This is a genomic window from Aquipluma nitroreducens, from assembly GCF_009689585.1.
Taxonomy (GTDB): domain Bacteria; phylum Bacteroidota; class Bacteroidia; order Bacteroidales; family Prolixibacteraceae; genus Aquipluma; species Aquipluma nitroreducens.
The window spans coordinates 1,212,040-1,238,469 of record NZ_AP018694.1 but is presented as its reverse complement, the minus strand read 5'-3'; the positions used below and the strand labels follow the sequence as shown (position 1 = coordinate 1,238,469).

The 26,430-nt window shown below is 40.1% G+C and carries 21 protein-coding genes; 16 read left to right on the top strand and 5 right to left on the bottom strand.

Annotation, left to right across the window (positions count from 1 at the left end; all coding sequences use genetic code 11):
- The first annotated feature begins 50 nt into the window (after positions 1–50).
- From AQPE_RS05145 to ilvC, 9 genes are all read left to right on the top strand, one after another.
- Positions 51–755: an SAM-dependent methyltransferase gene (locus AQPE_RS05145; protein ID WP_318349981.1), complete on the top strand. Its 705-nt coding sequence runs from the start codon at positions 51–53 to the stop codon at positions 753–755.
- A gap of 222 nt (positions 756–977) precedes the next feature.
- Positions 978–3,929 carry a PAS domain S-box protein gene (locus AQPE_RS05140; protein WP_318349980.1) on the top strand — a complete coding sequence of 984 codons (2,952 nt, stop codon included), beginning with the start codon at positions 978–980 and terminating at the stop codon, positions 3,927–3,929.
- Positions 3,930–4,391: 462 nt separating this feature from the next.
- A complete protein-coding gene (locus AQPE_RS05135; RefSeq protein WP_318349979.1) occupies positions 4,392–8,954 on the top strand; it encodes a LamG-like jellyroll fold domain-containing protein in 4,563 nt (1,520 codons plus the stop codon).
- Between the two features lie 326 nt (positions 8,955–9,280).
- Positions 9,281–11,110, top strand: coding sequence for a dihydroxy-acid dehydratase (gene ilvD, locus AQPE_RS05130; RefSeq protein WP_318349978.1), 1,830 nt, complete (start codon positions 9,281–9,283; stop codon positions 11,108–11,110).
- 114 nt (positions 11,111–11,224) lie between these two features.
- Positions 11,225–12,922 (top strand): biosynthetic-type acetolactate synthase large subunit, encoded by a 1,698-nt coding sequence (ilvB, locus tag AQPE_RS05125; RefSeq protein ID WP_318349977.1) that lies wholly within the window; start codon positions 11,225–11,227, stop codon positions 12,920–12,922.
- A 12-nt stretch (positions 12,923–12,934) separates the two neighbouring features.
- On the top strand, positions 12,935–13,477 hold the full coding sequence (gene ilvN / locus AQPE_RS05120; RefSeq protein ID WP_318349976.1) for an acetolactate synthase small subunit: 543 nt from the start codon (positions 12,935–12,937) through the stop codon (positions 13,475–13,477).
- A 267-nt stretch (positions 13,478–13,744) separates the two neighbouring features.
- Positions 13,745–14,287, top strand: coding sequence for a DUF4251 domain-containing protein (locus AQPE_RS05115; RefSeq protein ID WP_318349975.1), 543 nt, complete (start codon positions 13,745–13,747; stop codon positions 14,285–14,287).
- 61 nt (positions 14,288–14,348) lie between these two features.
- On the top strand, positions 14,349–15,236 hold the full coding sequence (locus AQPE_RS05110) for a helix-turn-helix domain-containing protein (RefSeq protein ID WP_318349974.1): 888 nt from the start codon (positions 14,349–14,351) through the stop codon (positions 15,234–15,236).
- Between the two features lie 202 nt (positions 15,237–15,438).
- Positions 15,439–16,914 (top strand): ketol-acid reductoisomerase, encoded by a 1,476-nt coding sequence (ilvC, locus tag AQPE_RS05105; RefSeq protein ID WP_318349973.1) that lies wholly within the window; start codon positions 15,439–15,441, stop codon positions 16,912–16,914.
- A 56-nt stretch (positions 16,915–16,970) separates the two neighbouring features.
- On the opposite strand, the gene AQPE_RS05100 is transcribed toward ilvC, so the two are convergent.
- The 3 genes from AQPE_RS05100 to dacB all read right to left on the bottom strand — a co-directional run bounded on the left by AQPE_RS05100 (position 16,971) and on the right by dacB (position 19,020).
- A complete protein-coding gene (locus AQPE_RS05100) occupies positions 16,971–17,246 on the bottom strand; it encodes a Txe/YoeB family addiction module toxin (protein ID WP_318349972.1) in 276 nt (91 codons plus the stop codon).
- The gene (locus AQPE_RS05095; protein WP_318349971.1) at positions 17,227–17,499 is read right to left on the bottom strand and encodes a type II toxin-antitoxin system Phd/YefM family antitoxin; all 273 of its coding nucleotides are present in this window, start codon (positions 17,497–17,499) and stop codon (positions 17,227–17,229) included. Before AQPE_RS05095 ends, AQPE_RS05100 begins: the two co-directional genes overlap by 20 nt.
- An 87-nt stretch (positions 17,500–17,586) precedes the next feature.
- On the bottom strand, positions 17,587–19,020 hold the full coding sequence (dacB, locus tag AQPE_RS05090) for a D-alanyl-D-alanine carboxypeptidase/D-alanyl-D-alanine endopeptidase (RefSeq protein WP_318349970.1): 1,434 nt from the start codon (positions 19,018–19,020) through the stop codon (positions 17,587–17,589).
- 249 nt (positions 19,021–19,269) lie between these two features.
- On the opposite strand from dacB, the gene eno reads away from it, so the two are divergent.
- Complete coding sequence (gene eno, locus AQPE_RS05085; RefSeq protein ID WP_318349969.1) at positions 19,270–20,571, top strand: phosphopyruvate hydratase; 1,302 nt, start codon at positions 19,270–19,272, stop codon at positions 20,569–20,571.
- A 70-nt stretch (positions 20,572–20,641) separates the two neighbouring features.
- Here the strand turns inward: eno and AQPE_RS05080 are convergent, their stop codons facing one another.
- The gene (locus AQPE_RS05080; protein WP_318349968.1) at positions 20,642–20,995 is read right to left on the bottom strand and encodes a hypothetical protein; all 354 of its coding nucleotides are present in this window, start codon (positions 20,993–20,995) and stop codon (positions 20,642–20,644) included.
- A gap of 386 nt (positions 20,996–21,381) precedes the next feature.
- Between AQPE_RS05080 and AQPE_RS05075 the strand changes: the two genes are divergently transcribed.
- The 4 genes from AQPE_RS05075 to AQPE_RS05060 all read left to right on the top strand — a co-directional run bounded on the left by AQPE_RS05075 (position 21,382) and on the right by AQPE_RS05060 (position 23,542).
- Positions 21,382–21,846 carry a DUF4268 domain-containing protein gene (locus tag AQPE_RS05075; protein ID WP_318349967.1) on the top strand — a complete coding sequence of 155 codons (465 nt, stop codon included), beginning with the start codon at positions 21,382–21,384 and terminating at the stop codon, positions 21,844–21,846.
- Between the two features lie 158 nt (positions 21,847–22,004).
- Positions 22,005–22,547, top strand: coding sequence for an RNA polymerase sigma factor (locus tag AQPE_RS05070; protein WP_318349966.1), 543 nt, complete (start codon positions 22,005–22,007; stop codon positions 22,545–22,547).
- Positions 22,504–23,106, top strand: coding sequence for a hypothetical protein (locus AQPE_RS05065; protein ID WP_318349965.1), 603 nt, complete (start codon positions 22,504–22,506; stop codon positions 23,104–23,106). Before AQPE_RS05070 ends, AQPE_RS05065 begins: the two co-directional genes overlap by 44 nt.
- Positions 23,042–23,542 carry a DUF4252 domain-containing protein gene (locus tag AQPE_RS05060; protein WP_318349964.1) on the top strand — a complete coding sequence of 167 codons (501 nt, stop codon included), beginning with the start codon at positions 23,042–23,044 and terminating at the stop codon, positions 23,540–23,542. The genes AQPE_RS05065 and AQPE_RS05060 overlap by 65 nt, the downstream gene beginning before the upstream one ends.
- A gap of 183 nt (positions 23,543–23,725) precedes the next feature.
- Here AQPE_RS05060 and AQPE_RS05055 read toward each other — a convergent pair whose 3' ends face one another.
- Positions 23,726–24,454 (bottom strand): DsbA family oxidoreductase, encoded by a 729-nt coding sequence (locus AQPE_RS05055; RefSeq protein WP_318349963.1) that lies wholly within the window; start codon positions 24,452–24,454, stop codon positions 23,726–23,728.
- Between the two features lie 236 nt (positions 24,455–24,690).
- Between AQPE_RS05055 and AQPE_RS05050 the strand changes: the two genes are divergently transcribed.
- Positions 24,691–25,491: a DUF432 domain-containing protein gene (locus tag AQPE_RS05050; protein ID WP_318349962.1), complete on the top strand. Its 801-nt coding sequence runs from the start codon at positions 24,691–24,693 to the stop codon at positions 25,489–25,491.
- 3 nt (positions 25,492–25,494) lie between these two features.
- Positions 25,495–26,328: a mechanosensitive ion channel family protein gene (locus AQPE_RS05045; RefSeq protein ID WP_318349961.1), complete on the top strand. Its 834-nt coding sequence runs from the start codon at positions 25,495–25,497 to the stop codon at positions 26,326–26,328.
- The last annotated feature ends 102 nt before the right edge of the window (positions 26,329–26,430 follow it).

The window sequence follows — 26,430 nt, the reverse complement described above, 5'->3', positions numbered from 1 at the left end:
TTACCCTCTACCTACCGAAGGTTTTTAACTATTTTTGAAAAAAAATACAAATGGCAAAACTATATTTGATTCCAACGACTTTAGGTGATACGACTATCGAACGGGTTTTACCGCCCGATTTAACCCATCTGATTTCATCGATACCGGTATTTATTGTCGAAAATATACGTACAGCCCGTCGCTTCCTGAAAAAAGTGAATCCGGCCATAGTAATTGACGACTTAACCTTTTTTGAGCTGAATCAGCATACTGAAAAAAAGGAAATCAGTCGCTTTCTGGAGCCGAACAAGGAAGGTTTGGACATTGGCATCATTTCGGAAGCCGGTTGCCCCGGGGTGGCAGATCCAGGTGCCGAAGTGGTGAAAATTGCACACACCAAAAATATTCAGGTTGTTCCAATGGTTGGACCTTCATCAATTTTGCTGGCACTGATGGCTTCAGGAATGAGCGGTCAAAATTTTGCTTTTAACGGTTACCTACCTATTAAAAATCCGGAGAAATCGCTGCAAATTAAAATGCTTGAAAAACGGATGCAAACCGAAGGTCAGACCCAGATTTTTATTGAGACCCCATACCGAAACGCCCAATTACTCGATGAATTGCTGAAAAATTGCGATCCGCAAACAATGCTGTGCATTGCTGCCGACATCACCCTTGATACCGAATTCATTCTTAGTAAACCGATTGCTTATTGGAAAACTCACATTCCGGATATTCAAAAACGGCCGGCCATTTTCATGATTGGGAAAATTTGAAGATAGCGTTTCTATCGGTTTGGAAAGTTTTCTGAAATTTTAGAAAGAAGATGTTTTATGAATTTGCGGATTATTATGAAAATTTCATAGATTAATTCACTCAAATAGTTTGATTTTTATACTTTTAAGGCAGAATGAAAAATGGAGCTAATATTATTGGAAAAGAAAATTGATATTATATCGCTCAGATTTTGTTTTATCTGAGCATAAAAAGCAAGCAGTATGGATTCTTTGAATGATTTTGATCAAAGAAGGGATGGGATAAATGTGTTAATCGTTGATGATAATTCTACGAATCTTCAGCTATTACATGCTATTGTCAGTACAGAGGGGTATTCTGTAATTTTATCATCTTCGGGCCGGGAGGCTCTGGACATTGTAAGATCGAAATCAATTTCAATTATTTTGCTTGATGTCAGAATCCCGGATATGGATGGTTTTGAACTTTGCAAACAACTAAAGGCAGATCCACAAACTCAGGATATTCCCATAATTTTTATTAGTGCTTTCAATGACGAACAATCTATTTTAACTGGATTCCAGCTTGGTGGGGTCGATTTCATTTCAAAACCATTTCGGAAGGAAGAAGTTCTGGCGAGGTTAAAGAATCATCTGCGCCTGGAAGGAATGAGGATTCAGTTGCTGTGCAAAAAAATAGAATTAGAAGATATTAATGAGCAACTTGAGGCTGAGATTAAGCAACGAAAGCTGAAAGAAGAATTGATGGGTAAACAAATTGTTTCGTTAACTCAGCCAGCAAATTCAGATAGCGATATTAATTTCTCAGATTTATTCAATCTCGAAGAAATTCAAAAACTTCAGGATCAGTTTGCCAAAGCCATGGGGGTGGCTTCCATTATTACGAATCCCGATGGAAGTCCAATAACAAATCCAAGTAACTTTTGCCGACTTTGCAATGATATCATTCGAAAGACCCAAAAAGGATTAGAACATTGTATTTATTCCGATTCTGCCTTAGGCGTTCCAAATGCTGATGGTCCAATCATTCAGCCATGTCTTAGCGGAGGTTTATGGGATGCCGGATCGAGTATAACAATAGATGGCGTACATATTGCGAATTGGGTGATTGGTCAGGTAAGGGATCAAACTCAGGACGTTGAAAAAATTAAGTTATATGCCCGGGAAATAGGTGCAGATGAAAAGGATACTTTAGAGGCATTTTCTGAAGTAACCCCTATGTCGGAGGAACGGTTTCGATTAGTAGCTGAAATGTTACACACAGTGGCACAACAGATGTCTCAACTTGCTTATCAAAACATTCAACAGGCTCGCAATATCAATGATCGGAAACAAACAGAAAAAGCTTTAAAGGAAAGCGAAGATAAATTTAGGAATCTGGCAGATTCGTCTCCGGCAGTTATTGGTATTTATCAGAATGATTACTGGGTGTATGTGAATCCTGCTGCCGAAAAGATGTCAGGATTCTCGCTGGATGAACTTTACCAAAAAAAATACTGGGAGATAGCAGCTCCTGAATGTCGGAATTTGGTTTTTAAAAATGGTCAGGAAAGACAATCAGGTAGTGGAAACCCTAAATCATATGAGCTTAAATTACTGAATAAGGACGGAACTGAAAGATGGGCTTATTTGTCAGGTAGTAGCATCAGTTATATGGGGCGACCTGCCGGAATAATTTCTGTAATCGATATCACAGAAAAAAAGAAGGCTGAAAAACAGGTTCTTGAAGAGCGGAAGTTGCTTAGAACGTTAATCGATAATCTGCCAGATACCATCTATGTAAAAGACAGGTATTGCCGAAAGGTAATAGCTAACCCGGCTGATCTTAAGGTTATTGGTCTTGAATCAGAGGATGAAGCCATCGGAAAAACTGATTTGGAGCTATTTAGCGGTGAGATTGGACTTCGTGGTCATTTGGATGATTTAAGAGTGATTCAAAGAGGTGAGGCTGTATTAAATCATCAGGAAGCTTTTTGTGATGCTGATGGGCGGAAAAAGTGGTTGCTTACTTCGAAGATCCCGATTTTCGATGATAATGGAAATTCTTCAGGCCTGGTAGGTATTGGCCGTGACATCAGTGAAATTAAAAATGCGGAAGAGAAGATACAAAAACTCAGTATGAGCATCGAGCAGAGCCCTTCAAGCATTGTTATAACCGATGTGAACGGAGATATTGAATATGTAAATCCTAAATTCACGGAAATTACCGGATACACGGCAGAAGAAGTGATTGGACAAAACCCCCGGATTCTAAAATCAGGACATACTCCCAGTGAAGTTTATGTACAGCTGTGGGATACAATAAGTTCAGGCGAAGTATGGCGCGGTGAATTATTAAACCGAAAAAAAAATGGCGAATACTTCTGGGAGTGGATTACAATGACGTCGATAAAGAATGAGTATGATGAAATTATAAATTATGTTGCCATTAAAGAAGATATAAGTGTACGTAAGCAAATGGAGGCCGATTTAATTGTGGCTAAAAATAAGGCCGAAGAAAGTGATCGGCTCAAATCGGCATTTTTGGCGAATATGTCGCACGAAATACGAACACCTTTAAATAGTATCATTGGATTCTCTGAATTGCTTGCTGATTCGCATTTTGAAATTGAAGAGAAAGATGAATTTATCGGGCACATAATCAGTAACGGGAATAGCCTTTTAAGTATTATTAGTGATATCATGGATATTTCGAAGATGGAATCGGGGATGGTTTATATTCGTACACGTGAAGTTCCTGTTCTAAAAATAGTTACTGATATTGGGAAAAATTATAGATGTAGATTTGAAGAAAAAGGAATCGATTTCCGGATTAAATATGAAATGGAATTAGAGGCTGTTCGTATTATGGCCGATCCTGAAAGATTAAATCAGATATTTAATAACCTCTTGAGTAATGCACTTAAGTTTACGAACGAGGGATTTGTGCAATTGGAATACACGCAGAAAGGAGCGATGCTGCAATTTGAAATAAGAGATACGGGAATTGGTATTCCCGCAGATTTTCATGCGAAAATTTTCGATCGCTTTAGTCAGGTTGAAGCTTCAAATTCGAGGCAGTATGGTGGTAATGGCCTTGGATTGGCAATTACAAAAAATCTGATAGAACTGATGGGTGGAAAAATTTGGCTCGAATCGGAATCACAAGTAGGATCAACTTTTTATTTTACCCTGCCGTTAACAGATAGAGAATAGGTTATTCATGAAAACTCATTACAACCTTCAATTTTTCAACACATTAGTAGGTGCATTAGTTGTTGAGTTAAAAATCAATTTTTCTGAATGAATATTGCAATGGACTAGTGTCATCTCTATTTAATATTGTCCGGCGGGCTGCTCGGAGAGTAATCCATTTTTAATGATCACTTTAGCGAAGGGTTGCCGAAGCAAGTCTGGCATAACATTGGTTCAAAAGTTTGTTAACATGATACTATATATTCCCTTTTTTCTGATATGGTTCTGAAACAGAAACTTAATAATCGTTTGATCTTTGATCACGTTACATGTTTTTTCGAAACCATTTTCCAAAAGACGTTCCAAGCCTTTGGTGAGTTTGTTTGAATAACATGTGTCGAAGTATCATGTTATATGTCTTACTGGTAGGTTATTGATCTATTTTTTTGTACCTTTTATACAGAAAATCAAAATCATAACCTTATGAAAAAATCGGAAGTTTCATGGAGAAATTACGGGAAGTTTTTTAGCTTCTTGGTGGTCGTCTTTTTGTCTGTATTCCAGGTGGTTGCGAATAATCCCCAAATGTCAAATTACCTTACCAATTTATCGATACCAGTCAATGCCGAGGCAGTTGATGATGTCGTGCCAGAAATGATTATCCACGGGAATACAATCCATGTAGTTTGGTTAGAGAATAAATATGGCGTTGAGAATCCATTTTATTATTGCCGGTCGATCGACCTTGGAAAAACATGGGAAACGCCCAAGCTTATTGCCAAACTTAAAAATAATGAGTATTCCCGTCAACCTAAAACCAGAAAATTGGCAGTAGATGGGAATAATGTTCATATTGCTTATTGTGATTATGATTATTCCGGGAATGGAACAGGTCGGATTTATTGCCTAAGCTCAACCAACGGAGGTAGTTCGTTTGGAAGTCCGCAAGAAATAGTCTCAACAGGAGGTGGGTACAAGAATATTTATGGTTGTCACATCATAGCCAGTAATGGAAAAGTGGCAATTGCTTACATGGGATCAGGAGCAAAAAATGGACTACGTATGATTACTTCAACAGATGGCGGATCGAATTTTACAGATAAATTAATTTCTGAAGAACCAAGCGAGTTAACCGATTTTTGGTTCGATGGTACGCAGATGATTGTAGTTTCTGAGTATATCTATTATTATTATGGACTTAATATTGGGAAGGTCTTCGTTTCGATATCGAACGATATTGGACAAACATTTACTACTCAGAAAATATCAACAACCTATAATGAATCACCTACAATTGTGCGTGAAAGATGCCGGTGTTATTTCGACGGCCATTATGCTCCAAAGATTGCCAAGTCAGGAAATAATATTCATGTGATCTTTGTGGGATACAACGAAAATATTGAGTGGACAACACTTTATGCCCGATCAACTAATAATGGACTTACTTTCGAAAAGGCCAACGATGTTAATAATGCGATTTTACCCGGAAATGGATTGCAGGCAGCAATGGAAACAATAGTTGCTAAAAATGGACATGTTTACATGGCATATCAAAGCACTGGAGGTAAAATTTTCTTCTTGCAATCATCCAATAATGGCGATACGTTCTCAACATCAAAAAGTGTACTTCCAGATGGATTCAGCAATGTAGAAAGTACCTGGTATCCTGGTTTAATAATCGATTCAAATGATGCAACCGGATCGACGGTCTATATTTCAGGGCAGTCCATGTTTTCAACAAAATCGACTGATGGAGGGAAATCTTTTTCACAGGCAATCGTTGGCGCTCCATTTTTGAATCGTAACATTTCATACATCAAATCTGATCTGACGATTGATTCGAATGGTGGAAAGCATTGGATGTCGGAAGCCAAATGGTGGTATGGTACCGATGTGGATATTTTTTACAAATACATTGGGAATCAACCTTCTTCAGGGAAAATAAACAAAGCCTTGGCAATTGAAACGGTTATGACTCCGCAAAAAGTTGAACTGGTTATTGTTCCTTCATCCCCGTCTCTTGATTTTGATTCAGCCATGACAGCAGAAGCGTGGGTGAAACTTGATCCTGCATCGCTGCACGAGGTAAATGTTTTGGCTAAAGTGAACGGAGCAGATTCCTACGATTATGCACCCAATGGCTATCAGTTAGGGTTCCGAAAAACCAATGGGAAATTCTGTGTTAATTCGGGATTGGAAACCGACAAGGGCGATTTTGTCAACTGGGGAGCCTGTTCTATTGCTGATACACTTTGGCATCATGTTGCATTTACCTACAATGCCAAATCCGGATTGAATAATTTTAAAACTTATGTCGACGGGCTTTTAAGCGCTCAGCAAACCGTGACCGGTAAGATTATTCAGGGAAATGGACTGTTGATGATTGGGTCGAGAAGCGCATTTTATGGAACCACCAAATATCAGGTCGATAACATCAGATTATGGAATAAAGCACTTTCGCAGGACGAACTGTTGAAAAATCAGGTAAAAACCTTTACTGGTAATGAATCCGGATTAAAGCTTTTTCTGAATTTTGACGATACATTTAAAGACGTCTCCGGAAATGGAAATGATGCGATTCCTTTGTATCTGGGCATTTTGAAGACCTCCGATTTTAATCCTCCAATCCCTGAATTCGACTTTTACCAAAACATGAATCAGGTTTCGCTGACCAATAAAACTCAAAACGGGAAAACCTACAACTGGAGTTATGGCGACGGAACCGTTTCAGATAATGGAAATCCTGTATATTCTTATCCAAAAGCAGGAGAGTACAGCATTTCGCTCGAAGCCATGAATAGCAACAGCAAAACGGCAATCATTAAAAAAGCAACTGTCGTTGGGTTAGACCGGGTTGAACCACTTCAGGCTGGGAATGGCGGATATGCAACAATTTCGGTTTTCGGTGGAGGTTTGGTTGTTGAAGGAACTACAATTTCCTTGCGCAAGTCGGGAGAATCTGATATTTCAGGAGAAAAACTGGTAGGGACGGCCAAGGGTGTGCTTGTTGCCTATTTTAACCTGAACGGAAAAGCAATTGGAAAATGGGATGTGGTTGTTAAGCAAAATGGCGCGGAGCAAATTCTTAAAGATGCTTTTGCAATTGTTACGGCTGAACAGCCAGCTCCTTGGGTCAGTGTTTCGGGTAGAGGAGCAATTTTATTTAACAGGTGGCAATCGTACACGATTAATTATGGTAATAATGGGAATCTTGATGCGTTGGGAGTGCCATTAAATATCGCCATTCAGAATTATCCGGAAACTGAAGTCGAATTGATCGATTTCAGGATTGAAGCCAATGCATATATCAAAACAAAATTTCCATCCTTAATAACTGCGCGAACAAAAGATTATTTTATATGGAAAGACTACTTTGGAATTGGGAAGGATGCTCGGATTTATTCGTTAGTTGTTCCGATGATTACAGCTAAAAGTTCTGAAAATATTCATATCAGGGTGAAGAGTCCGGGGAGTTTTAATATTGAAAGCTGGATGAATGCACCATTCTACAGAACTGAACAAACTTCTACAAAGAGTGCAAGTTCAGCAACCGATGACTGGCCCGATCAGAAAACGAAACTGAATGCCTGTGTGGCTTCAGCAGCGATGGATGCCGCTTCATCAGGAGCCGCCGATCTTATTGGTATGGTATTGCCTATAGGTTGTGCTTACGATGTTTTAACTTATGCCTGGAATCCATTTGATGCCGTTAGCCCGAAACCCGATAAACCTAAAACATTCTGGGATCATGTGTATGGATTATCATCGTGTGTAATTAGTTGTGGGGCAAGTTTTACGGGGGCAGAAGCCATTCTGAAAGGTGGAATGTTGGTTAAATCGATGTTCGACGGTTATCAGAAAAACAAGGAATGCCACGAGTTGTATGATCCACTGTATAAAAATAAGATGGGTATTAATGCCGTTTCATCTTTCGACCCCAACGAAATGATCGGGCCTGCCGGATTTGGCGATCTGCATTGGGTTCAGAAAAACAATACCATGCCTTATACCATTTTGTTCGAGAACAAAAGCACAGCAACTGCTCCTGCACATGTTGTCACAGTTACGGATACACTTGATATAAAGAAATTTGACTTCAAAGAGTTCGGATTCGGATCATTCGGATTTGGCGATACAATCCTTGCACCTAATGGCAAGAAGCTGAGGCAATTTTCGATGGATGTTGACATGAAACCAAAAATGAATTTGATTGCACGCGTTTCCGGAAAACTGGATACAATTTCAGGAGCTATTAAATGGGAATTTATGTCATTAAATCCAACCACAATGGATATTGAGGAAGATCCGTTTGTTGGATTTCTTCCTCCAAATAATACCAATCGGGTAGGTGAAGGGTTTGTTAGCTTTTCGGTTGGTTTGAAAAAGGAATTGGGAACAAATTCTGCACTTAAAAATAAAGCATTCATTGTATTTGATGCCAATACTCCAATTGCGACAAATGAGTTCGTAAATACGCTCGATTTAGACAAACCCCAAAGTCAGGTGTATGCGCTTAATGCGACTATCAACAATAATTTTCCGGTGTCGTGGACTGGTAGTGATGTCGGTTCAGGAGTTGCATATTATTCTGTTTATGTAATGGAAAATGACATTGCACTGCGGCCATTTAAAATTAATACAACCTTAAAATCGGCTGAATTTACTGGTAATGTTGGTTCAAAGTATAAATTCTACAGTATTGCCACCGACAATGTTAGCTTAATGGAAAGTACTCCGGCAGAATTTGATGCTTCAACTCAAATTACTGTTCATGTTGGTGAATTCGAAATGAAAAAGAACGAATTACAGGTATTTCCAAATCCGGCGAAAGATATGTTGAACATTTCATTGCAAAATGCACCTTGCGGAATGTATGTAATTGAATTGGTTGGAGTGAATGGTCAGGTTTATTATTCAGAACTTCACGATGATTTTACGATCTCGAATGGTTTCCAGATAAATGTGAAAGGATTCCGATCAGGGCAATATATACTTCGGATGGTTTATGAAAACAGGACTGAAAGCCGAAAAGTATTGATAAAATGAAGAAATCTCAAATTCGAAATTGTTTGTAAAAACATCACATTAGCAATTTAATTGTTTAAAATGGAATGGATTTTTTTATGGTTTTTCAGACAAACAAGTATTTTACTTTCAAATTTATTTTGGTTGTTCAAATTAATTTCTACATTTGCCAACATTAAACGACAACAGTAATGAAAAATATCAGCATTATATCTCTAGTCATTATCAGCGTGGTGGTCCTCCTTCGTGCTGAATGAGAATGGTATAATGTAAGCTAAAAACTTGAAAGCCTTTCTCATTTAATGAGAAGGGCTTTTTTTTAGGGTAATAATTTAAGATTAAACTATATGCAAAATCGATTGAGATCAGCTACAACGACCGAAGGACGGCGTATGGCTGGAGCAAGAAGCCTCTGGAGAGCAAATGGAATGAAGGAAGAACATTTTGGACGGCCAGTAATTGCGATCGTCAATTCGTTTACACAATTCGTCCCCGGCCATGCTCATCTTCATGAAGTTGGTCAGTATATCAAAGGAATCATCGAGAAAAAAGGTTGTTTCGCGGCAGAGTTCAACACCATTGCCATTGACGATGGAATTGCCATGGGACACGACGGAATGTTGTATTCGTTGCCATCGCGTGATGTAATAGCCGATAGCGTCGAATTTATGTGCAATGCACATCGCGCCGATGCAATGGTTTGCATTTCAAATTGCGATAAAATTACCCCCGGAATGATGATGGCTGCTATGCGCCTCAATATACCTGTCATCTTTGTATCTGGTGGTCCTATGGAAGCTGGTAAGATTGATGGTAAAATGTATGATTTGGTTGATGCCATGGTGATGGCCGCTGATAACTCTGTTTCCGATGTGCAAATCTCAAAAGTTGAACGTGACGCTTGTCCAACCTGCGGTTCTTGTTCCGGAATGTTTACCGCTAACTCAATGAATTGTCTGGCCGAAGCACTTGGTCTGGCTCTTCCTGGAAACGGTTCTATTCTGGCAACCCATGCTAACCGTAAGCGTCTGTTTGATGAGGCTGCCAATCGGATTGTTGATATGACTTACGAATATTACCAAGATGGCAATGAAAAGGTTTTGCCACGAAATATTGCCACAAAAGCTGCTTTCCAGAATGCGATGAAACTCGATATTGCCATGGGCGGTTCAACCAATACAGTATTGCATATTTTGGCTATTGCGTCAGAAGGTGAAGTCGATTTCACGATGAAAGACATTGACGAATTGTCGCGCGTTACCCCAAATCTTTGCAAGGTTGCCCCAAGTGGGAATTACCACATGGAAGACGTAAACCGTGCCGGTGGAATCCTTGGTATTTTGGCCGAACTTTCACGTGCAGGTATGCTCGATACTTCAGTTCCTCGTGCCGATGGAAATACGTTGGGTGAAGCAATAGCCAAATACGATGTGATGGCTCCAACAGCGATTGAAGATGCCTTCCGGAGATATAAATCAGCACCCGGTGGTGGACGTAATCTGGTTATGGGGTCGCATGAAAACTATTTTAAAGAATTAGATACCGACCGTGCCAACGGTTGTATCCGCGATTACGAACACGCTTACAACAAAGATGGTGGTTTGGCTGTTTTGTACGGCAACATTGCCCGCAACGGCTGTATTGTTAAAACCGCAGGAGTTGATCCCTCAGTCTATCATTTTAAAGGAACTGCCAAGGTATTCCAATCGCAGGACGATGCCTGCAATGGAATTCTTGGCGATAAAGTGCAGGCCGGCGATGTGGTAGTCATTATTTATGAAGGCCCGAAGGGCGGCCCAGGAATGCAGGAAATGTTGTATCCAACTTCGTACATCAAATCGATGAACCTTGGCAAAGCTTGTGCGTTAATTACCGACGGACGTTTTTCAGGCGGAACATCAGGATTGTCAATTGGGCATGTTTCTCCGGAAGCTGCTGCTGGCGGCGATATCGCTTTGATTCAGGATGGAGACTTAATCGAAATCGATATCCTGACACGCAAAATTGATGTTCTCCTGAGTGATGAGGAATTAGCTGCGCGCAGAGAACTTGAAGTCGCAAAAGGTAATATGGCATATCTGCCAAACCCGCGTGACCGTAAGGTGAGCAAGGCGTTGAAAGCCTATGCCAGTATGGTTTCTTCAGCCGATCGCGGAGCAATGCGATTGATTGACTAAAGTAAACTAGAGTACCTAAAGTGCGCTAAAGTTGTAAAAACGAAGATCGCACATGGAGTTTTACTCTAGGCACTTCAAACTTTAAAATTGAAAACAAATAAAAATTAAAATAAGATGGCAACACAGCGAATAAACGGCTCAGAAGCCGTAATCAAATCTCTTTTGGCGGAAGGGGTTGATACAATTTTTGGGTATCCGGGAGGTGCAATCATGCCGATTTATGATGCACTATACGATTACGACCAGGAAGTAACTCACTACCTCACCCGGCACGAACAGGGAGCAATTCATGCTGCCGAAGGTTATGCAAAAGTAACTGGTAAAGTCGGTGTTTGCTTTGCAACTTCGGGCCCTGGGGCAACTAACCTGATAACAGGTTTGGCCGATGCACTGATTGATTCCATTCCATTGGTTTGTATCTCAGGTCAGGTTGCATCGCCATTGCTCGGAACCGATGCTTTTCAGGAATCAGACGTGGTGGGTATTTCGTTGCCGGTAACCAAATGGAACTATCAGGTTACACATGCTGAGGAAATTCCTGAAGCAATTGCCAAGGCATTTCACATTGCACTTACTGGCCGTCCGGGACCTGTGTTGATTGATATTGCGAAGGATGCGCAGTTTGCTCAGATCGATTTTGAGTATAAAAAATGCACTAAGATCAGGAGTTACCTACCTGAATATCCTGTAGATCCATTTCAGGTAAAAGCAGCTGCCGATATTATCAACGAAGCAAAAAAGCCAATTGTTTTGTTTGGTCATGGTGTTGTTCTGGGTGGAGCTGAAGCTGAATTGAAAGAGTTTGTTGAAAAAACCGGAATACCGGCAGCATGGACTTTGCTTGGACTTTCGGCTCTTCCAAGCGAGCATCCGCTAAATGTTGGAATGCTTGGAATGCATGGAAATTATGGTCCGAACATCAAAACCAATGAAGCTGATGTGGTTATTGCCATTGGAATGCGTTTCGACGATCGGGTAACCGGGAAAGTGGCCGCATATGCCCGACAGGCTAAAATTGTACATCTTGAAGTCGATCCTGCTGAAATCAATAAAATTATACATGCCGATGCTCCGGTTTTAGGAAATGCAAAAAAATCGCTCCGGATGCTGATTGATAATGTCGCACCAAATTCGCATCAGGAATGGCTCAATGAATTTAGGGCATGTGATAAAATTGAATACGAGAAGGTGATTTCGCATGATATTCATCCGAAGAAGGTTGGACTTACCATGGGTGAGGTGGTGCGCATTGCTTCCGAAAAAACGAACAACGATGCAATTCTGGTTACCGATGTTGGTCAGCAACAGATGATTGCTTCCCGTTATTTTAAATTTACCCAATCCAGAAGTAATGTCACTTCCGGAGGACTTGGTACAATGGGTTATGGTTTACCTGCCGCAATGGGCGCTAAAATTGGTCGTCCTGATCGTACAGTATTTTCGATGTCGGGCGATGGTGGGTTTCAGATGACCATTCAGGAATTGGGAACGATTTCGCAATATAATCTGGACGTTAAAATCATCATCCTGAATAATAATTTTTTAGGTATGGTTCGTCAATGGCAGCAACTGTTTTTCGAAAAACGGTATTCGTTTACTGAAATGAAAAACCCTGATTTTGTTGGAATTGCCAAAGCTTACGGATTGGCATCGCAGAAAGTAACTTCACGCGATCAGTTGGAAGGTGCTATTCAGGAAATGCTCGATCATAATGGTCCATATGTACTTGAAGTGGTTGTTGAACAGGAAGATAATGTTTTTCCAATGATTCCAACCGGAGCTTCAATCTCTGATATTTTACTCGAACCTTAAATCAATACTGACATGAAACAAGAATATATCATAACCGTTTTTTCGGAAGACCATATTGGATTATTAAGTAGGATAACGATTGTTTTTACCCGGCGGAAAATCAATATTGACAGTTTAACGGTTTCGGAATCGGCTATTGCCGGAGTTTTTAAATTCACCATTGTGATTCGCGAAACTGCTGACAGGGTTGAAAAAGTTGTTGGGCAACTGGAGAAAATAGTTGATGTTCTGAAAGTTTTTGCCAATACGAACGATGAGATGATTTATCAGGAAATTGCCCTGTATAAAGTTTCGACCGAGTTTTTGTTCGATTCGGATGAAGTGGAAAGGATCGTACGTAATTCGGGAGCCCGAATCCTTGAAGTTACCCGCGAGTATGTGGTAATCGAAAAAACAGGTCATTCAGACGAAACTCAAAAGTTGTTTGATGAATTGAATGCTTTTGGTGTCACTCAGTTTATACGCTCTGGAAGGGTTGCCATTACCCGTAGTACCATTGAAAGACTTTCTGTTTTTCTGCAAGAACGCGATGCCATGCTCGAACAGGTGGATTAGAAGAGAGTTCGGAGTGCCACAATTTGAAGTGCCTAAAGTTGATAGACAATTCTTTGTCAGGAACTTTAGGCATTTTTGTTTGCGCTTCAGTGATTCAAAAAACAAATTATTGACAGATGAAAATTCAGATATTCAAATCATATTTCGCGAAGGCGAATATTTCAATCGTTAAATTTTGCTAACGAATAAAAATGAGGTCTTGTTTTTTATCACTTCGGAATGAATCTTGTGAACGCTTATCAGGAATAAAAAAGAAAGGATAAAGCCATGAAAAGATTAATTCTATTTTTCGGACTCATCATTTCGGCCAGTGTTTTGTTTGCTCAGGGGAATGATGAAAATGCGATTCTAACTAAAAAGGAAAAGCGGAACGCTGATCTTGAAAAGGATTTTCAGCAGACCAAAGCCATGCTGGAGAATAAAGACTTTGTGCTAGAGGCCGATTATTTACAAGACCGGTATGGTAACCGTGTCCTCGTAAATTCCACGATTAACTTTGTCGCTGTTGATTCTACTGAAGCTACAATTCAAATTGGTTCGAATTTCAGAATAGGTCCAAATGGAGTGGGTGGTGTAACTGCGCAAGGCAATATCAATAAGTGGGAATTAACTGAAGATGCAAAGCACAAGGCATTTACCTTAAGGATGAATGTGATGACTACGATTGGTATTTACGACTTGTTTATTAATATTTCAGCCTCAGGTAGAGGAACAGCAACATTGACAGGAATGAGTTCGGGCAGACTGACCTTTGATGGTAATTTTGTTCCCTGGGAAAAATCTTCAGTGTATGTAGGCCAGCATTTATAGAATCGGCGTGGTATTTTAACCAATTTGTTCGTACTTTCGTATGCAATGCGAAAGTACATTTATGAAGAATCACGCCGAACAATTGCCGGTTTATAGTTTGCACAATTTCAGTTCTCCTGAACGAAAAAGTCAACAATTTCAGGTTGAGGTGTTTGATGCCAACCGTCACTTTAGCGTAAAATATCCACACCGGCACGATTTTTTCGAGGTATTGTATCTGTTGAAGGGTTCTGGCTATCATGTGATTGATACAAACAAGTATGAAATCAAGCCACCCTGTGTCTTCTTTATGTCGCCCGGACAGGCGCACAAACTCGAACTTTCAAACGATATCGAAGGCTTCATTTTTATCTTTACTGCTGATTTTTACCTACTCAATCGAAGCAATCAGAATACCCTGATTGAATTTCCATTTTTTTACACCATTCATCAGGATAATCCGCCGTTGTTGCTCGAAAATGAGAATGACATTCGTTTCCTGGAAAGTTTGTTCAGGCAAGGTATTGCTGAAATTCGTGATACTGAAGAATCAAATACTGAAATGCTGCGCTCCATTCTCGATCTCATCCTGACTACCTGTGCCGCTCGTTATCAGGTAACTGAAAATCTGTTGAATAAAGGGAAAGGACAAATCCTGGTTAAACGGTTTTTTCATCTGGTCGAAGAAAATCACCAGAAGAATCTTTCGATGAGCGATTATTCGGGAATGATTGGCATAACTCCGAATCATTTGACCCAAACCGTAAAATCGCTGACAGGCAAAACTTCTTCCCAAATCATTAAAGCGAAACAATTACTTGAAATAAAACGTTTGCTGGTTCATACGAATTTGAGCATTTCTGAAATTGCTAATCAGTTGAACTTTGAAGATCAGTCGTATTTTACGAAGTTTTTTAAAAGGGAAACTGGTTTCACTCCAGTACAGTTTCGTTCTGAATCGTTTAAATGAATGGTAAAATTACCAATATGAAAAAAGTATTAACTTATTGGTATTTAGTTAAAATTAATCCGATTATAAGTTTTTTAATTTGGTAATCCATGAAAAGTACCTAAAATAATTGATTTTTTACTCTGCATTTTGATGATTATTCTTTTGCTTTGTAAGATCAACGTTTTGACAAAATTCTAAACACAATAAAATCAAAAAGAAAATGGCAAATTATTTCAACACATTACCGTTGCGTCTTCAGTTAGAACAATTGGGTACCTGCGAATTTATGGACAGTTCGGAGTTTGCTGATGGCGTTAAAAAGCTGGAAGGCAAAAAAATCGTAATCATCGGTTGCGGCGCTCAGGGTTTGAACCAGGGTTTAAACATGCGCGATTCAGGATTGGATATTTCGTACACACTTCGTGCCGAAGCAATTAAAGAACAACGTCAGTCGTACAAAAATGCAAGTTCAAACGGATTTAAAGTTGGAACTTACGAAGAAATGATTCCGACTGCTGATTTGGTTATCAACCTCACTCCGGATAAACAACACACTGGCGTAATTAATGCGGTGATGCCTTTGATTAAAAAAGGAGCAGCACTTTCTTATTCGCACGGGTTTAATATTGTTGAAGAAGGAATGCAAATCCGCAAAGACATTACAGTAATCATGGTTGCTCCAAAGTCACCAGGATCAGAAGTTCGCGAAGAGTACAAACGTGGTTTTGGTGTCCCTACTTTGATTGCCGTTCATCCTGAAAACGACCCGAATAAAGATGGTTTCGAAATTGCCAAAGCATACGCTGCTGCTACTGGTGGCCACAAAGCTGGCGTTTTAAGTTCGTCGTTTGTTGCCGAAGTTAAATCGGATTTGATGGGCGAGCAAACCATTCTTTGTGGTTTATTGCAAACCGGTTCAATCCTGTCGTTCAACAAAATGGTTGAAAAAGGAATTGATGCCGGATATGCTTCCAAATTGGTTCAGTATGGTTGGGAAGTGATTACCGAAGCATTGAAACATGGTGGAATTACCAACATGATGGATCGCTTATCTAATCCGGCTAAAATTAAAGCTTTCGAGCTTTCCGAAGAATTAAAACGCATCATGCGCCCATTGTTCCAGAAACACATGGACGATATCATGTCGGGTCATTTCTCGAAAACCATGATGGAAGACTGGGCAAACGACGATAAAAACCTGTTGACCTGGCGTGCCGAAACCGGAGAAACTGCTTTCGAGAAAACTCCTGCCGGAACCATGGAAATCAGCGAACAGGAATATTTCGACAATGGCGTTTTGATGGTTGCTTTCGTAAAATCTGGCGTTGAGTTGGCTTTCGAAACCATGACTGAGGCCGGAATTAAAGAAGAATCGGCTTACTATGAGTCGCTGCACGAAACTCCGCTGATTGCAAACACCATTGCACGTAAAAAGCTCTTCGAAATGAACCGTGTAATTTCTGATACTGCTGAATATGGTTGTTATTTATTTGATCATGCCTGCAAACCTCTGTTGGCCGATTTCATGTCGAAAATTGATGTTGACGTAATTGGGAAACCATATGGAGCAGGCAAAGGCAATGGTGTTGACAACAAACAACTGATCAGCGTAAACGAAATTATTCGTTACCACGATGTTGAAATCATTGGCGAAGAATTGCGTGCCGAAATGACCGCCATGAAAAGTATTGTATAATTAAGGTTATTCCTATACCTAAGAGAGCTCCGTTGAAAAACGGGGCTTTTTTATAGCTATCTTTTAAACTCCTCATAATGTCCGCCAATAGCAAAAATATGGATGGCATCGGCATCAAATCGATAAATCAGCCGATCATATTGAGACAACTTTCTCGACCAAAGTCCTGTCAATCCATATTTTAGCTGTTCGGGCTTCCCGCTACCTTCTTCAGGATTTTCCCTTTGCATTTCTTTCAGGATTTTGCAAAGGTTTTTGTGAAGAACCTTATCTTTTTGCCTCAATTCTTCATAAACCGCCCACGTATTCCCTTCAAATACGATTGATCGCATCTAGTTCTTCCTGAGATGGTTTAAATCCGCTGTTCTTTTCATAAGTCGCCTGTGATTCAGCAACCTGATTCATCAATGAATTGTTCCTCAGAACATACATCGTTTCTTGTTCACGTTCCCAGTCTTCAGCACTGATAACAATAAAATCCTTTCCTGAACGGCGGTTTATCCTGATTGCCTGATGCTCCTCAATCGCTTTATCTACAAAGTCTTTCAGGTTTGCCCTAAATTTATTCACTGATAGTTCAATCATGATTTCAAATTTTAACATTGCAAATGTACTGGATTCTGGTACATCTAAAAAATATTTTTTTATTTTCTTACTGAATTCATTGATTATCTATAATTTTCTCAATTCAACCAGCAATTCCTCTATTTTTTTTGAAGCTTCTTTCTGACTGAACGAGAAATTATTCAGCATTACAGCAAACGAAAGTTGCCGGCCACTTTCGGTAGTCAGGTAACCGGCATAGCAACGAACACGGGTCATCGAGCCGCTTTTAGCATGCAAACAGTCCTGTGGAAAGTTTTCAGTGCTGAAAGCTGTCAACGTCCCGTTTCCGGCGGTTGGCAGCGATTTATAAAAGTCGGTTGAATACAAACTTTTGGTTTTCATATAGTTCAGGATATCGACCATCTGGTTAGCCGTAATCGCGTTGAATCGGGATAATCCGCTGCCATCGTTCATGAAAAATCCGGTCATGTCCAATCCTTTGTCTTTCCAGAATTGCACCACGAACAGGCAGCCGTCTTTGGTGGTTCCCAAACCGGTTTTCTGAAAGGCCAGATGTTTCAGGAAATGTTCGGCAAACAGGTTCACGCTTTCGTGGTTAGTTACCCGGATAATATGGCGTAAGGGCGGCGATTGAATGACTGATAATTTTCCGGAACCCACTGCTTTTTCGAACTTTGTTTCTCCTGAAAAGACGATTCCGTTTGCTAAAATCTTTTTCCTGAATTCGCTGGCTAAAAGTACCGACGGGTTTGGAACCGAAGCTTTGACAACGAAGTCCGACTGGTTTTTAGGAATGGTTCCCCGAATGACTCTTTTATTATCTTCAGGGCTTCCAAATACATAAGATTGATCGCTGTTCACATCAGATGAAAGCACTTCATTTGTCAATTCCAGGTTCTGAATTTCAGGAATAACCCGTAAAATCTGGGTTGGGTTATCGGCTTCGCCACCCGATTTCAGGTGAATTTCGTACATGTTGTCGAATACGCTGATTCCGGAAGCCCCGGCGCCAAAATAATTGCCCAGATCTTCCCACACCCAGCTTCCGGGTACCTGTACTTTTTCATAAATCGTCGCATCAACAATCAGGTTCCCGGTTATCACCCGAATGTGATTGTTCCCGATTGCTTTTACCCATTCATCCATAAAGTTTTTGTTTTCCGGAAAATACATGGAGCCAAGCGTAGGATCGCCACCACCAATGATTTGCAAATTGCCGAAAAGTGTGTCGTTGTGAACCGTTCCGGAGTATGATAAGGTCGTTTGGAACCGGAATTCAGGACCAAATACTTCCAGAGCAGTAGCAGTTGTTATTGTTTTCAATATTGAGGCGGGAACCAGGCTAAGTTGAGGTTTCGATTCAATCAGTTTCGAATTGGTTTGGTTGTCGGAAACCGAAATGCAGATGCTCGCGTTTGCTAATCCGGAAGTGGTTTGCCAACCGGCAACTTTTTGCTGAGCTGTATTAATGGAATTTTGGGCCGTTGAAAATGTTGCCCAAAGTGCAAGAATGCAGGTAAAAAAGAATGATGTTCGCATGGATCGTATTTTGTTCTGGAAAGATAAAGAGTTTGGCTGTAATCCTTCAGTAGTTTATTGCAATTATTTTTAAGCGTTTCATAACAATCCGATCATTTGATTGTTTTCTTTAGATAATTTACAGTTCATTGTTTTTTAACCATGCTTCAGAAGGTTTTATTATCTTTGTACTGATTTTAAAGAAGTTTATAATCTGATAATTAGATTATCTATAAAATACATTTAAGTTTAATTTTAAATCTTATCAAAATGTTTATTGATAAAGTAGTTGGTAGAGAAATTCTGGATTCACGTGGTAATCCAACCGTTGAAGTTGAAGTAACCCTAGAGTGTGGTGCTATCGGACGAGCTGCTGTTCCATCAGGAGCATCAACTGGCGAAAACGAAGCTATTGAGCTTCGCGATGGTGACAAAGGCCGTTATTTAGGTAAGGGCGTTTTGAAAGCTGTTGCCAATGTCAATACAGTTATCGCTAAAGAGATTATGGGCATGGATGCTTCTAATCAGGTAGCTATCGACAAAAAGTTAATTGCTCTTGACGGAACAAAAACCAAATCGAAATTAGGCGCCAACGCTATGTTGGGCGTTTCTTTAGCTGTTGCGCGTGCTGCTGCCGATGCTTTGGATATGCCTCTGTATCGCTATATTGGCGGAACAAACGCTAAAACATTGCCTGTTCCGATGATGAACATCATCAACGGCGGATCGCACTCTGATGCTCCTATCGCTTTCCAGGAATTTATGATTCGCCCAATTGGCGCAACTTCTTTCCGCGAGGGTTTACGCATGGGTGCCGAAGTTTTTCATCACCTGAAAAAAGTTCTTCACGACCGCGGTTTGAGCACTGCAGTTGGTGACGAAGGTGGTTTCGCTCCAAAATTGGATGGAACTGAAGATGCATTAAACAGCATTATCAAGGCAATTAAAAACGCTGGCTACAAACCCGGACGCGCAGAAGATGGTGGCGATGTTTCTATCGCTCTAGACTGTGCTGCTTCTGAATTCTACAAAGACGGAATTTACGACTATTCAAAATTCGAAGGTTCAACTGGAGAGAAAAGAACTTCTGCTCAGCAGGTTGAGTTCCTTGCCGGATTGGTTGCCAATTTCCCTATCGACTCTATTGAAGACGGTATGAATGAAGGTGATTGGGACGGATGGGTTGCTTTAACCAAAAAACTGGGCGATAAATGTCAGTTGGTTGGCGACGATTTATTCGTGACTAATGTTGAATATTTGGCAAAAGGAATTGAATTGGGCGCTGCTAACTCAATCCTGATTAAAGTAAACCAGATTGGAACATTAACTGAAACGTTGGATGCTATTGAAATGGCTCACCGTGCAGGTTACACTTCAGTAACTTCACATCGTTCAGGCGAAACTGAAGATTCAACGATTGCCGATATTGCTGTTGCTACCAATGCCGGACAAATCAAAACTGGTTCATTGAGCCGTTCCGACCGTATGGCTAAATACAACCAATTGCTTCGTATTGAAGAACAATTGGGCGCTACAGCTATCTACGGATACAAAAAAGTGATCAAAAAATAATATCAGTATAATTTATAAGAAAGCCGTCTGAATTGAGTTTTAGACGGCTTTTTTTGAAGTAAAAAGTTGTTTATTCAACCACTTTCTTTAAAATCAACTCAGCATCACCCCCCGGACCACCTTCTGATTTCATTTTAATCTCATTACCTTCTACGGTTCCTTTATGCTTAATTGTCGTTCCCATCATATCCAAATCGAACGAAAATTCTTTCCCGTCAATTTTCCCGTTCGTAAAAGGTAATTCACCCATAGGTGACACAATAGATCCTGCCAAAGTAGCTCCGTCAGCTTTAAAAATAAAGACAAGTTCCATGTCTCCGTCCTGGCCTTTTATTGAAGTTTTCCATTTTCCATCAATTTCTGCAGCACTGGAAACGAACGTTCCTAAAAGAACGAATACAAACGCAAATAGCAATTTTTTCATCTTGAAAGTTTTTAGTTTTGAATAGATACTCCGGAATAATAACCGGTTAGATTGGAGATCAGTATAAACTGATAAGTTGTATCAAGATAGATATTTTCAGAATTATAATTGAATAATATCGAAGAACAACCTGTTTTTATCTCCAGAAAGGTAATTTATATCCAAAATTGATTTTCTGATTTGGTATCGAATATGCTTTTATTGCTTTTTCTATTTTCTTTGCAAACTAATTCTACTTTAACAGATTCAATTCGGAGAATGATTTTTCAGCTTTTTCACCCCGTCCCTGAAGGGAGAAAGCTGAAAAATCAACCTTTTCCCTTTAGGGATTAAGGGTAAAAAAGGTTGATTTTTCAAATGTGTTTAAGTAGAACTAATTTTTACACATGTATAGTAAAGAACAGGCCAAGCTGTTGCGAAAAGAATTCTGGATTGTATTTGCCCGGCGATGCGAGATCGTTCCCGAGTTGCGCCATAAAAAGAAAAAGTGGGTATTGTATGATACTGGTCTCAGCGGTATCGACCTGAAATTTGAAGTTTCGCGCACCGAAGCTCTGGTCATGATTGAAATAAATAGTCGATTGGAAAGCCGACGCCTGGAGATATTTGAAACTCTTCTGAAATACCGAAAATTTCTGGAAGAAGGTTTTCCCGCACCACTCGAATGGGACATTTGCTTTGTCAGGGAAAGCGGGCAGGAAGTTTGCCGCATTTACACTTTGCTTCCTAATGTCGATTTTCACCGCCAGAATCAATGGCCCGACATCTTTAACTTCATGATCGGTAATATGCTCCTGCTCGAAAATAACTTGATGGAAATCAAGGATGTGCTCGACGCCGAGCTCTATTAGTCGCAGTAATCAGTCTCAGTTTCCAGTTTGAATACTGAACACTGCGACTGACGACTGATCACTTCTTAATCTGCGTTTCCATGCAATTTTTTCTTTCTCCATGTAATGAAATTCGGTCTGGTTCGTCTTAACTTTGAAACAATCAGAAAAGAGCTTGAATGTTAGCCAGAGATTTTAAAACCGATGTACTTCCAATCAGCAACAAGTTGTTGCGGTTTGCCATTCAGATTCTTCAGGACGAAGAAGAGGCGAAGGATGTACTTCAGGATGTATTTTTGAAGCTCTGGCAAAAACGTGACGAACTGGAAAAGATTGAAAATCTGGAAGCTTTTGCTTTTCGGATGACGCGAAATCGCTGTCTGGATATGATTCGTTCGCGAAGAACGATCTCGATTGACTCGATGAAAAAAGTGAATTTCGCTGAAGAAGAAAGTTCAGATACAGATCATCTTGATATGGCAAATTCAGCGAGTCTGGTCAGACGAATAATCACCGAATTGCCCGACCTGCAACGAGCAATAATACATTTACGTGATATTGAACAACTCGAGTTTGAAGAAATTGCCGATGCAACCGCGATGAATGTAAACGCAATCCGGGTAAATCTATCGCGTGCCCGCAAAAAAGTACGGGATGAAATCATAAAAATTCAAAACTATGGAATCACAGAAAATAAATATTCTGCTTCAAAAGTACTTTGATGCCGAAACCACGATCGACGAAGAAAATGAACTGATCACTTATTTTACTTCCGGAGAGGTGGATAAAAACCTGAAAATGTATGTTCCGATGTTTTCAGGAATGAAGGAACTTTCGGCTGAAGAAGATCTTGGCTTGGGCGACGATTTGATGAACTACATTCTGGAATCGGAGCATAAGGAAAAGTTGCGGTACCGCTGGATGTGGCAGATGGTAACCGGAGTTGCGGCTTCTGTGATTTTGGTGATGTTGGCTGTGAATTTTTACAGCAGTCAAAATGCCTGGAAAGACACATTTACGAATCCTGATCAGGCTTATTCTGAAGCCACCAAAACCCTTGAATTTGTTGCCGGAAAATACAACAAAGGATTGGCGCAGCTAAGGCCGATCGGGGAAATTGAGAATGCAGCCAATCCTTACAATTCAGGAATGAAAAAGCTGAACAAAGGATTTGAGCAAATGAAGAAATTAAATGAAAAACTTAAAAAGAATAGTCATGAAAAAATTAGTAATGATTTTAGTTTTGCTGATCCCTTTATGGGTGATGGCTCAGGACAATAGCCCGATTGACAAGCTATTTAATAAGTATGCCAACAAAGAAGGGTTTACGACCGTAAATATCAGCGGTAAATTGCTGAGTTTAGCCAACAGTTTCGCTGATAAGAAAGACGATGAACTTGAGATTTTGAATAAAATCAGCGGCATTCGTGTTTTGTCGGTTGAGGATTCGATTATGAACCAGAAACTTAATTTCTATAAGGAACTGGACGCTGACGGATTCTTCAGAAACAACAAATACGATGTATTGATGGAAGTAACTGATAAAGATGAAGTCGTTCGCTTTTATGGACGAAGTGGCTCAAACGGTAAACTTTCGGAGTTGCTACTCGTAGTTGGTGGAAGCAGTAACACATTGATTAGCATTCGCGGGGTAATTAATCCGGAAGACATCGGAAAGCTAACCGGGTCGCTCAATATGGGAATCAAAACCAAATAAGATTGAAAAAGCAGCTCCAATGATCAAACTCATCGGAGCTGCTTCATTCTAAATGTCTAGTGTAGTATCCAAAGACTCTTGTCGCAACGTCATGCCAAACTTGTTTCGGCATCTCTACTTAGATGAGACCCTGAAACAAGTTCAGGGTGACGATCTTTTCGACAGTATAACGTTGACGTGACACTAGTTACAGGCACCGTCCGGGCTGCAGTAATCTCCTTCAGTAATTTCAATAGTTGATTTCGGGTTTTCTTTTCGCCACGCTGCAAATGCTTTTTCCAGGCTTTCTAAAAAAACTTTGCTATCCTGAGCTCCCGATACTGCATATTTCCGGTCGAATAGAAAAAATGGAACTCCCCGTACTCCCAATTGATGAGCTTCCACAACATCTTGCCGAACTTCGCCCGCATATTGGTCGCTCTCCAAAACTTGTTTTACTTCATCAGGGTTCAGGCCAATTTCACTTCCAATTTGCATCAACGTTTGATGATCGTCGGTGTTTTTGCCATCAGTGAAATAAGCTTTGAATAATTTTTCTTCAGCTTCTTCCTGAAATCCGTGCTGTTTTGCCAGATGCAGAAATCGGTGCGCGTTGAATGTATTTACCGGAATTGCCTGATCGAAGTTAAAAACCAAACCAACCTGTTTGGCAAGATTAGTAACCTGATTATTGAGCGATTTGGCATGCTCCAGGCTTATCCCTTTGTGTTCTGCCAAATATTGATGAATATTTTTCTCAGGGGCAGTTCGTGTGTCAGGAGAAAGCTGAAAGCTTTTCCATGTAATTTCAACATTTGAAGATTCTTTAAATTCTGACAGGGCGGCTTCAAATTTCCGTTTGCCGATGTAGCAGAATGGGCACACAACATCGCTCCAGATCTCAACTCTCATTTTATTTTTACTTGAGTCCATAATTATTCGTTTAAATTTATTCCGAGGTTTCTGTTGCAATCGAAGTCCGGTTTTCATCAGGAGTATAACTGAGATGGATTGGACTAAACTCTGCTACAGATAAGTGTGCTTTAAACAACAGAGGGATATTATGGTTCACGATGTCCGCGTTGCAAGCGAATTGCACATGTTTAACCTTTTGATGACAGATCAATTGCTGATGCTATTAAAATTTACTTTACTTTTAATTCAGAAAAATGTCAATTCAAACGAATATGCGGAGTTTCTGGAAAAAATATCATTTTGCAGCCAATCAAACACGGTTATTTAAGGCTGGCTATTCTGAAATAGTGGTAAAGCATATTCAGAACGGATGGTTGGTGAAAAGTGAAGTGGTTGATCAGGCTTCCGACGATTTATTGGTTGAAGAAGTTGACGAATTGGTTGATGGACCTAATGTTCTTCAGTTTTATACCGGTAATTCGAATGAATTGATTGTTGTGCCTGCTTTACCTAATAAAGCGGTTGTTTTCAAAAATAACAAGAACATCAAAATAAGTGCCGGCGAATCGGCGAATTTGTTTTTTCGGATTCCGTTGACTTTGCAATTTTATTTCAATGAAGTGAAGGACGAAAACCGCCTGATGGAAATTCCATTGCAACGCTTATCGGATACCTGGTTTGGCGAGATTGACAGCGGGGAGCCTGCCTATTCAATTGGTAGTAATTACTACAAATCGCTGAAAGAGGTTGATGCCCGGATTTGGGAAGCCATTGCCTCGGTTGAAATTATTAACAATACTTTCGGAGTACTTGATTTGCAGCGCCTCATATTACGGGTTGAAGAGTTTAACCTCTACCTGAAAGGCGATCAGATTTTGACGAATTACATTACCATTGAATTTAAAGGACAGGATCAGGCTGAGAGTGTCAGCTTAAGCACCCGAGACGACATTCAGGGCAAGAATATCGTTCTGATTGCCAAGTCCCGCTTGTCGGAATCAAGAAAACTGCTCCGCCGAAGTTTCTTCTTTATTAAAAACATGTATCAAAATTAAGCTATGGATCTCGGTCTTGAAAAATACATTAATCCGGCAACCATCGAGAAATTTATCCGGATCGTTTTTATCCTGATAATAGGCCTCAGTTCCATCCAGATGATTGCTTTTATGCTGAGACGGTCGTTGCGAAAACAACTTTCACGTCAACGTATGATGTTAATTACCAGGACAGTTACCTATACCGGATATACCGGATTGGTGTTAATTGTTACCCGCGAATTAAACTACGACTTAACCGCACTTTTTGGAGCTGTAGGTGTGATGGGTATTGTCATTGGTGTGGCCTCGCAAACCAGTATCGGGAACATCATTAGCGGGCTTTTCCTGGTAGGCGAAAAATCCTTCGAGATCGGTGATGTGGTGAGGATTGGCGAAAAATCCGGAACTGTTTATTCCATCGATTTACTTTCGATAAAAATTAAAACTTTCGATAATTTGCTGATCAGGATACCGAACCAAACGGTTATTTCTTCGGAACTGACAAATGTAACCCGTTTTCCTATTCGTCGGCTCGATTTTCAGATTGGGGTCGCTTACAAAGAAGATCTTAGGAAAGTAAAATCGGTACTCGAAAATGTTGCCCGAAACAATCCGCTATGCCTCGAAGAACCTGAACCGTATATTCTTTTTCAGTCGTTTGGCGACAGCAGCATCAACATTACGTTTGGCGTTTGGTTCGAGAAAACCAATTATACCGCTGTGAAAAACAGTGTTTTCATCGAAATTAAAGAAGCCTTCGATCGCGAAGGAATTGAAATACCATTCCCTCATGTAAGCATTTATGCCGGAGAAGCCAGTAAACCGATTTCAGTAAAATTGAACGAAGTAAGGTAGCATTGTTTTTAAGTGTCAGAATGTCAATGTGAAAGAACTGTCAATGAAATCCATATGGACATATGAATGAATATAATTGAATGCCTCTTCTCTTTTTTATAT

Bases quoted from the DNA above. Each gene is read 5' to 3' on its own strand.
- AQPE_RS05145 (WP_318349981.1), top strand. From the start codon at position 51: ATGGCAAAACTATATTTGATTCCAACGACTTTAGGTGATACGACTATC.
- AQPE_RS05140 (WP_318349980.1), top strand. From the start codon at position 978: ATGGATTCTTTGAATGATTTTGATCAAAGAAGGGATGGGATAAATGTG.
- AQPE_RS05135 (WP_318349979.1), top strand. From the start codon at position 4,392: ATGAAAAAATCGGAAGTTTCATGGAGAAATTACGGGAAGTTTTTTAGC.
- ilvD (WP_318349978.1), top strand. From the start codon at position 9,281: ATGCAAAATCGATTGAGATCAGCTACAACGACCGAAGGACGGCGTATG.
- ilvB (WP_318349977.1), top strand. From the start codon at position 11,225: ATGGCAACACAGCGAATAAACGGCTCAGAAGCCGTAATCAAATCTCTT.
- ilvN (WP_318349976.1), top strand. From the start codon at position 12,935: ATGAAACAAGAATATATCATAACCGTTTTTTCGGAAGACCATATTGGA.
- AQPE_RS05115 (WP_318349975.1), top strand. From the start codon at position 13,745: ATGAAAAGATTAATTCTATTTTTCGGACTCATCATTTCGGCCAGTGTT.
- AQPE_RS05110 (WP_318349974.1), top strand. From the start codon at position 14,349: ATGAAGAATCACGCCGAACAATTGCCGGTTTATAGTTTGCACAATTTC.
- ilvC (WP_318349973.1), top strand. From the start codon at position 15,439: ATGGCAAATTATTTCAACACATTACCGTTGCGTCTTCAGTTAGAACAA.
- AQPE_RS05100 (WP_318349972.1), bottom strand. From the start codon at position 17,246: ATGCGATCAATCGTATTTGAAGGGAATACGTGGGCGGTTTATGAAGAA.
- AQPE_RS05095 (WP_318349971.1), bottom strand. From the start codon at position 17,499: ATGATTGAACTATCAGTGAATAAATTTAGGGCAAACCTGAAAGACTTT.
- dacB (WP_318349970.1), bottom strand. From the start codon at position 19,020: ATGCGAACATCATTCTTTTTTACCTGCATTCTTGCACTTTGGGCAACA.
- eno (WP_318349969.1), top strand. From the start codon at position 19,270: ATGTTTATTGATAAAGTAGTTGGTAGAGAAATTCTGGATTCACGTGGT.
- AQPE_RS05080 (WP_318349968.1), bottom strand. From the start codon at position 20,995: ATGAAAAAATTGCTATTTGCGTTTGTATTCGTTCTTTTAGGAACGTTC.
- AQPE_RS05075 (WP_318349967.1), top strand. From the start codon at position 21,382: ATGTATAGTAAAGAACAGGCCAAGCTGTTGCGAAAAGAATTCTGGATT.
- AQPE_RS05070 (WP_318349966.1), top strand. From the start codon at position 22,005: ATGTTAGCCAGAGATTTTAAAACCGATGTACTTCCAATCAGCAACAAG.
- AQPE_RS05065 (WP_318349965.1), top strand. From the start codon at position 22,504: ATGGAATCACAGAAAATAAATATTCTGCTTCAAAAGTACTTTGATGCC.
- AQPE_RS05060 (WP_318349964.1), top strand. From the start codon at position 23,042: ATGAAAAAATTAGTAATGATTTTAGTTTTGCTGATCCCTTTATGGGTG.
- AQPE_RS05055 (WP_318349963.1), bottom strand. From the start codon at position 24,454: ATGGACTCAAGTAAAAATAAAATGAGAGTTGAGATCTGGAGCGATGTT.
- AQPE_RS05050 (WP_318349962.1), top strand. From the start codon at position 24,691: ATGTCAATTCAAACGAATATGCGGAGTTTCTGGAAAAAATATCATTTT.
- AQPE_RS05045 (WP_318349961.1), top strand. From the start codon at position 25,495: ATGGATCTCGGTCTTGAAAAATACATTAATCCGGCAACCATCGAGAAA.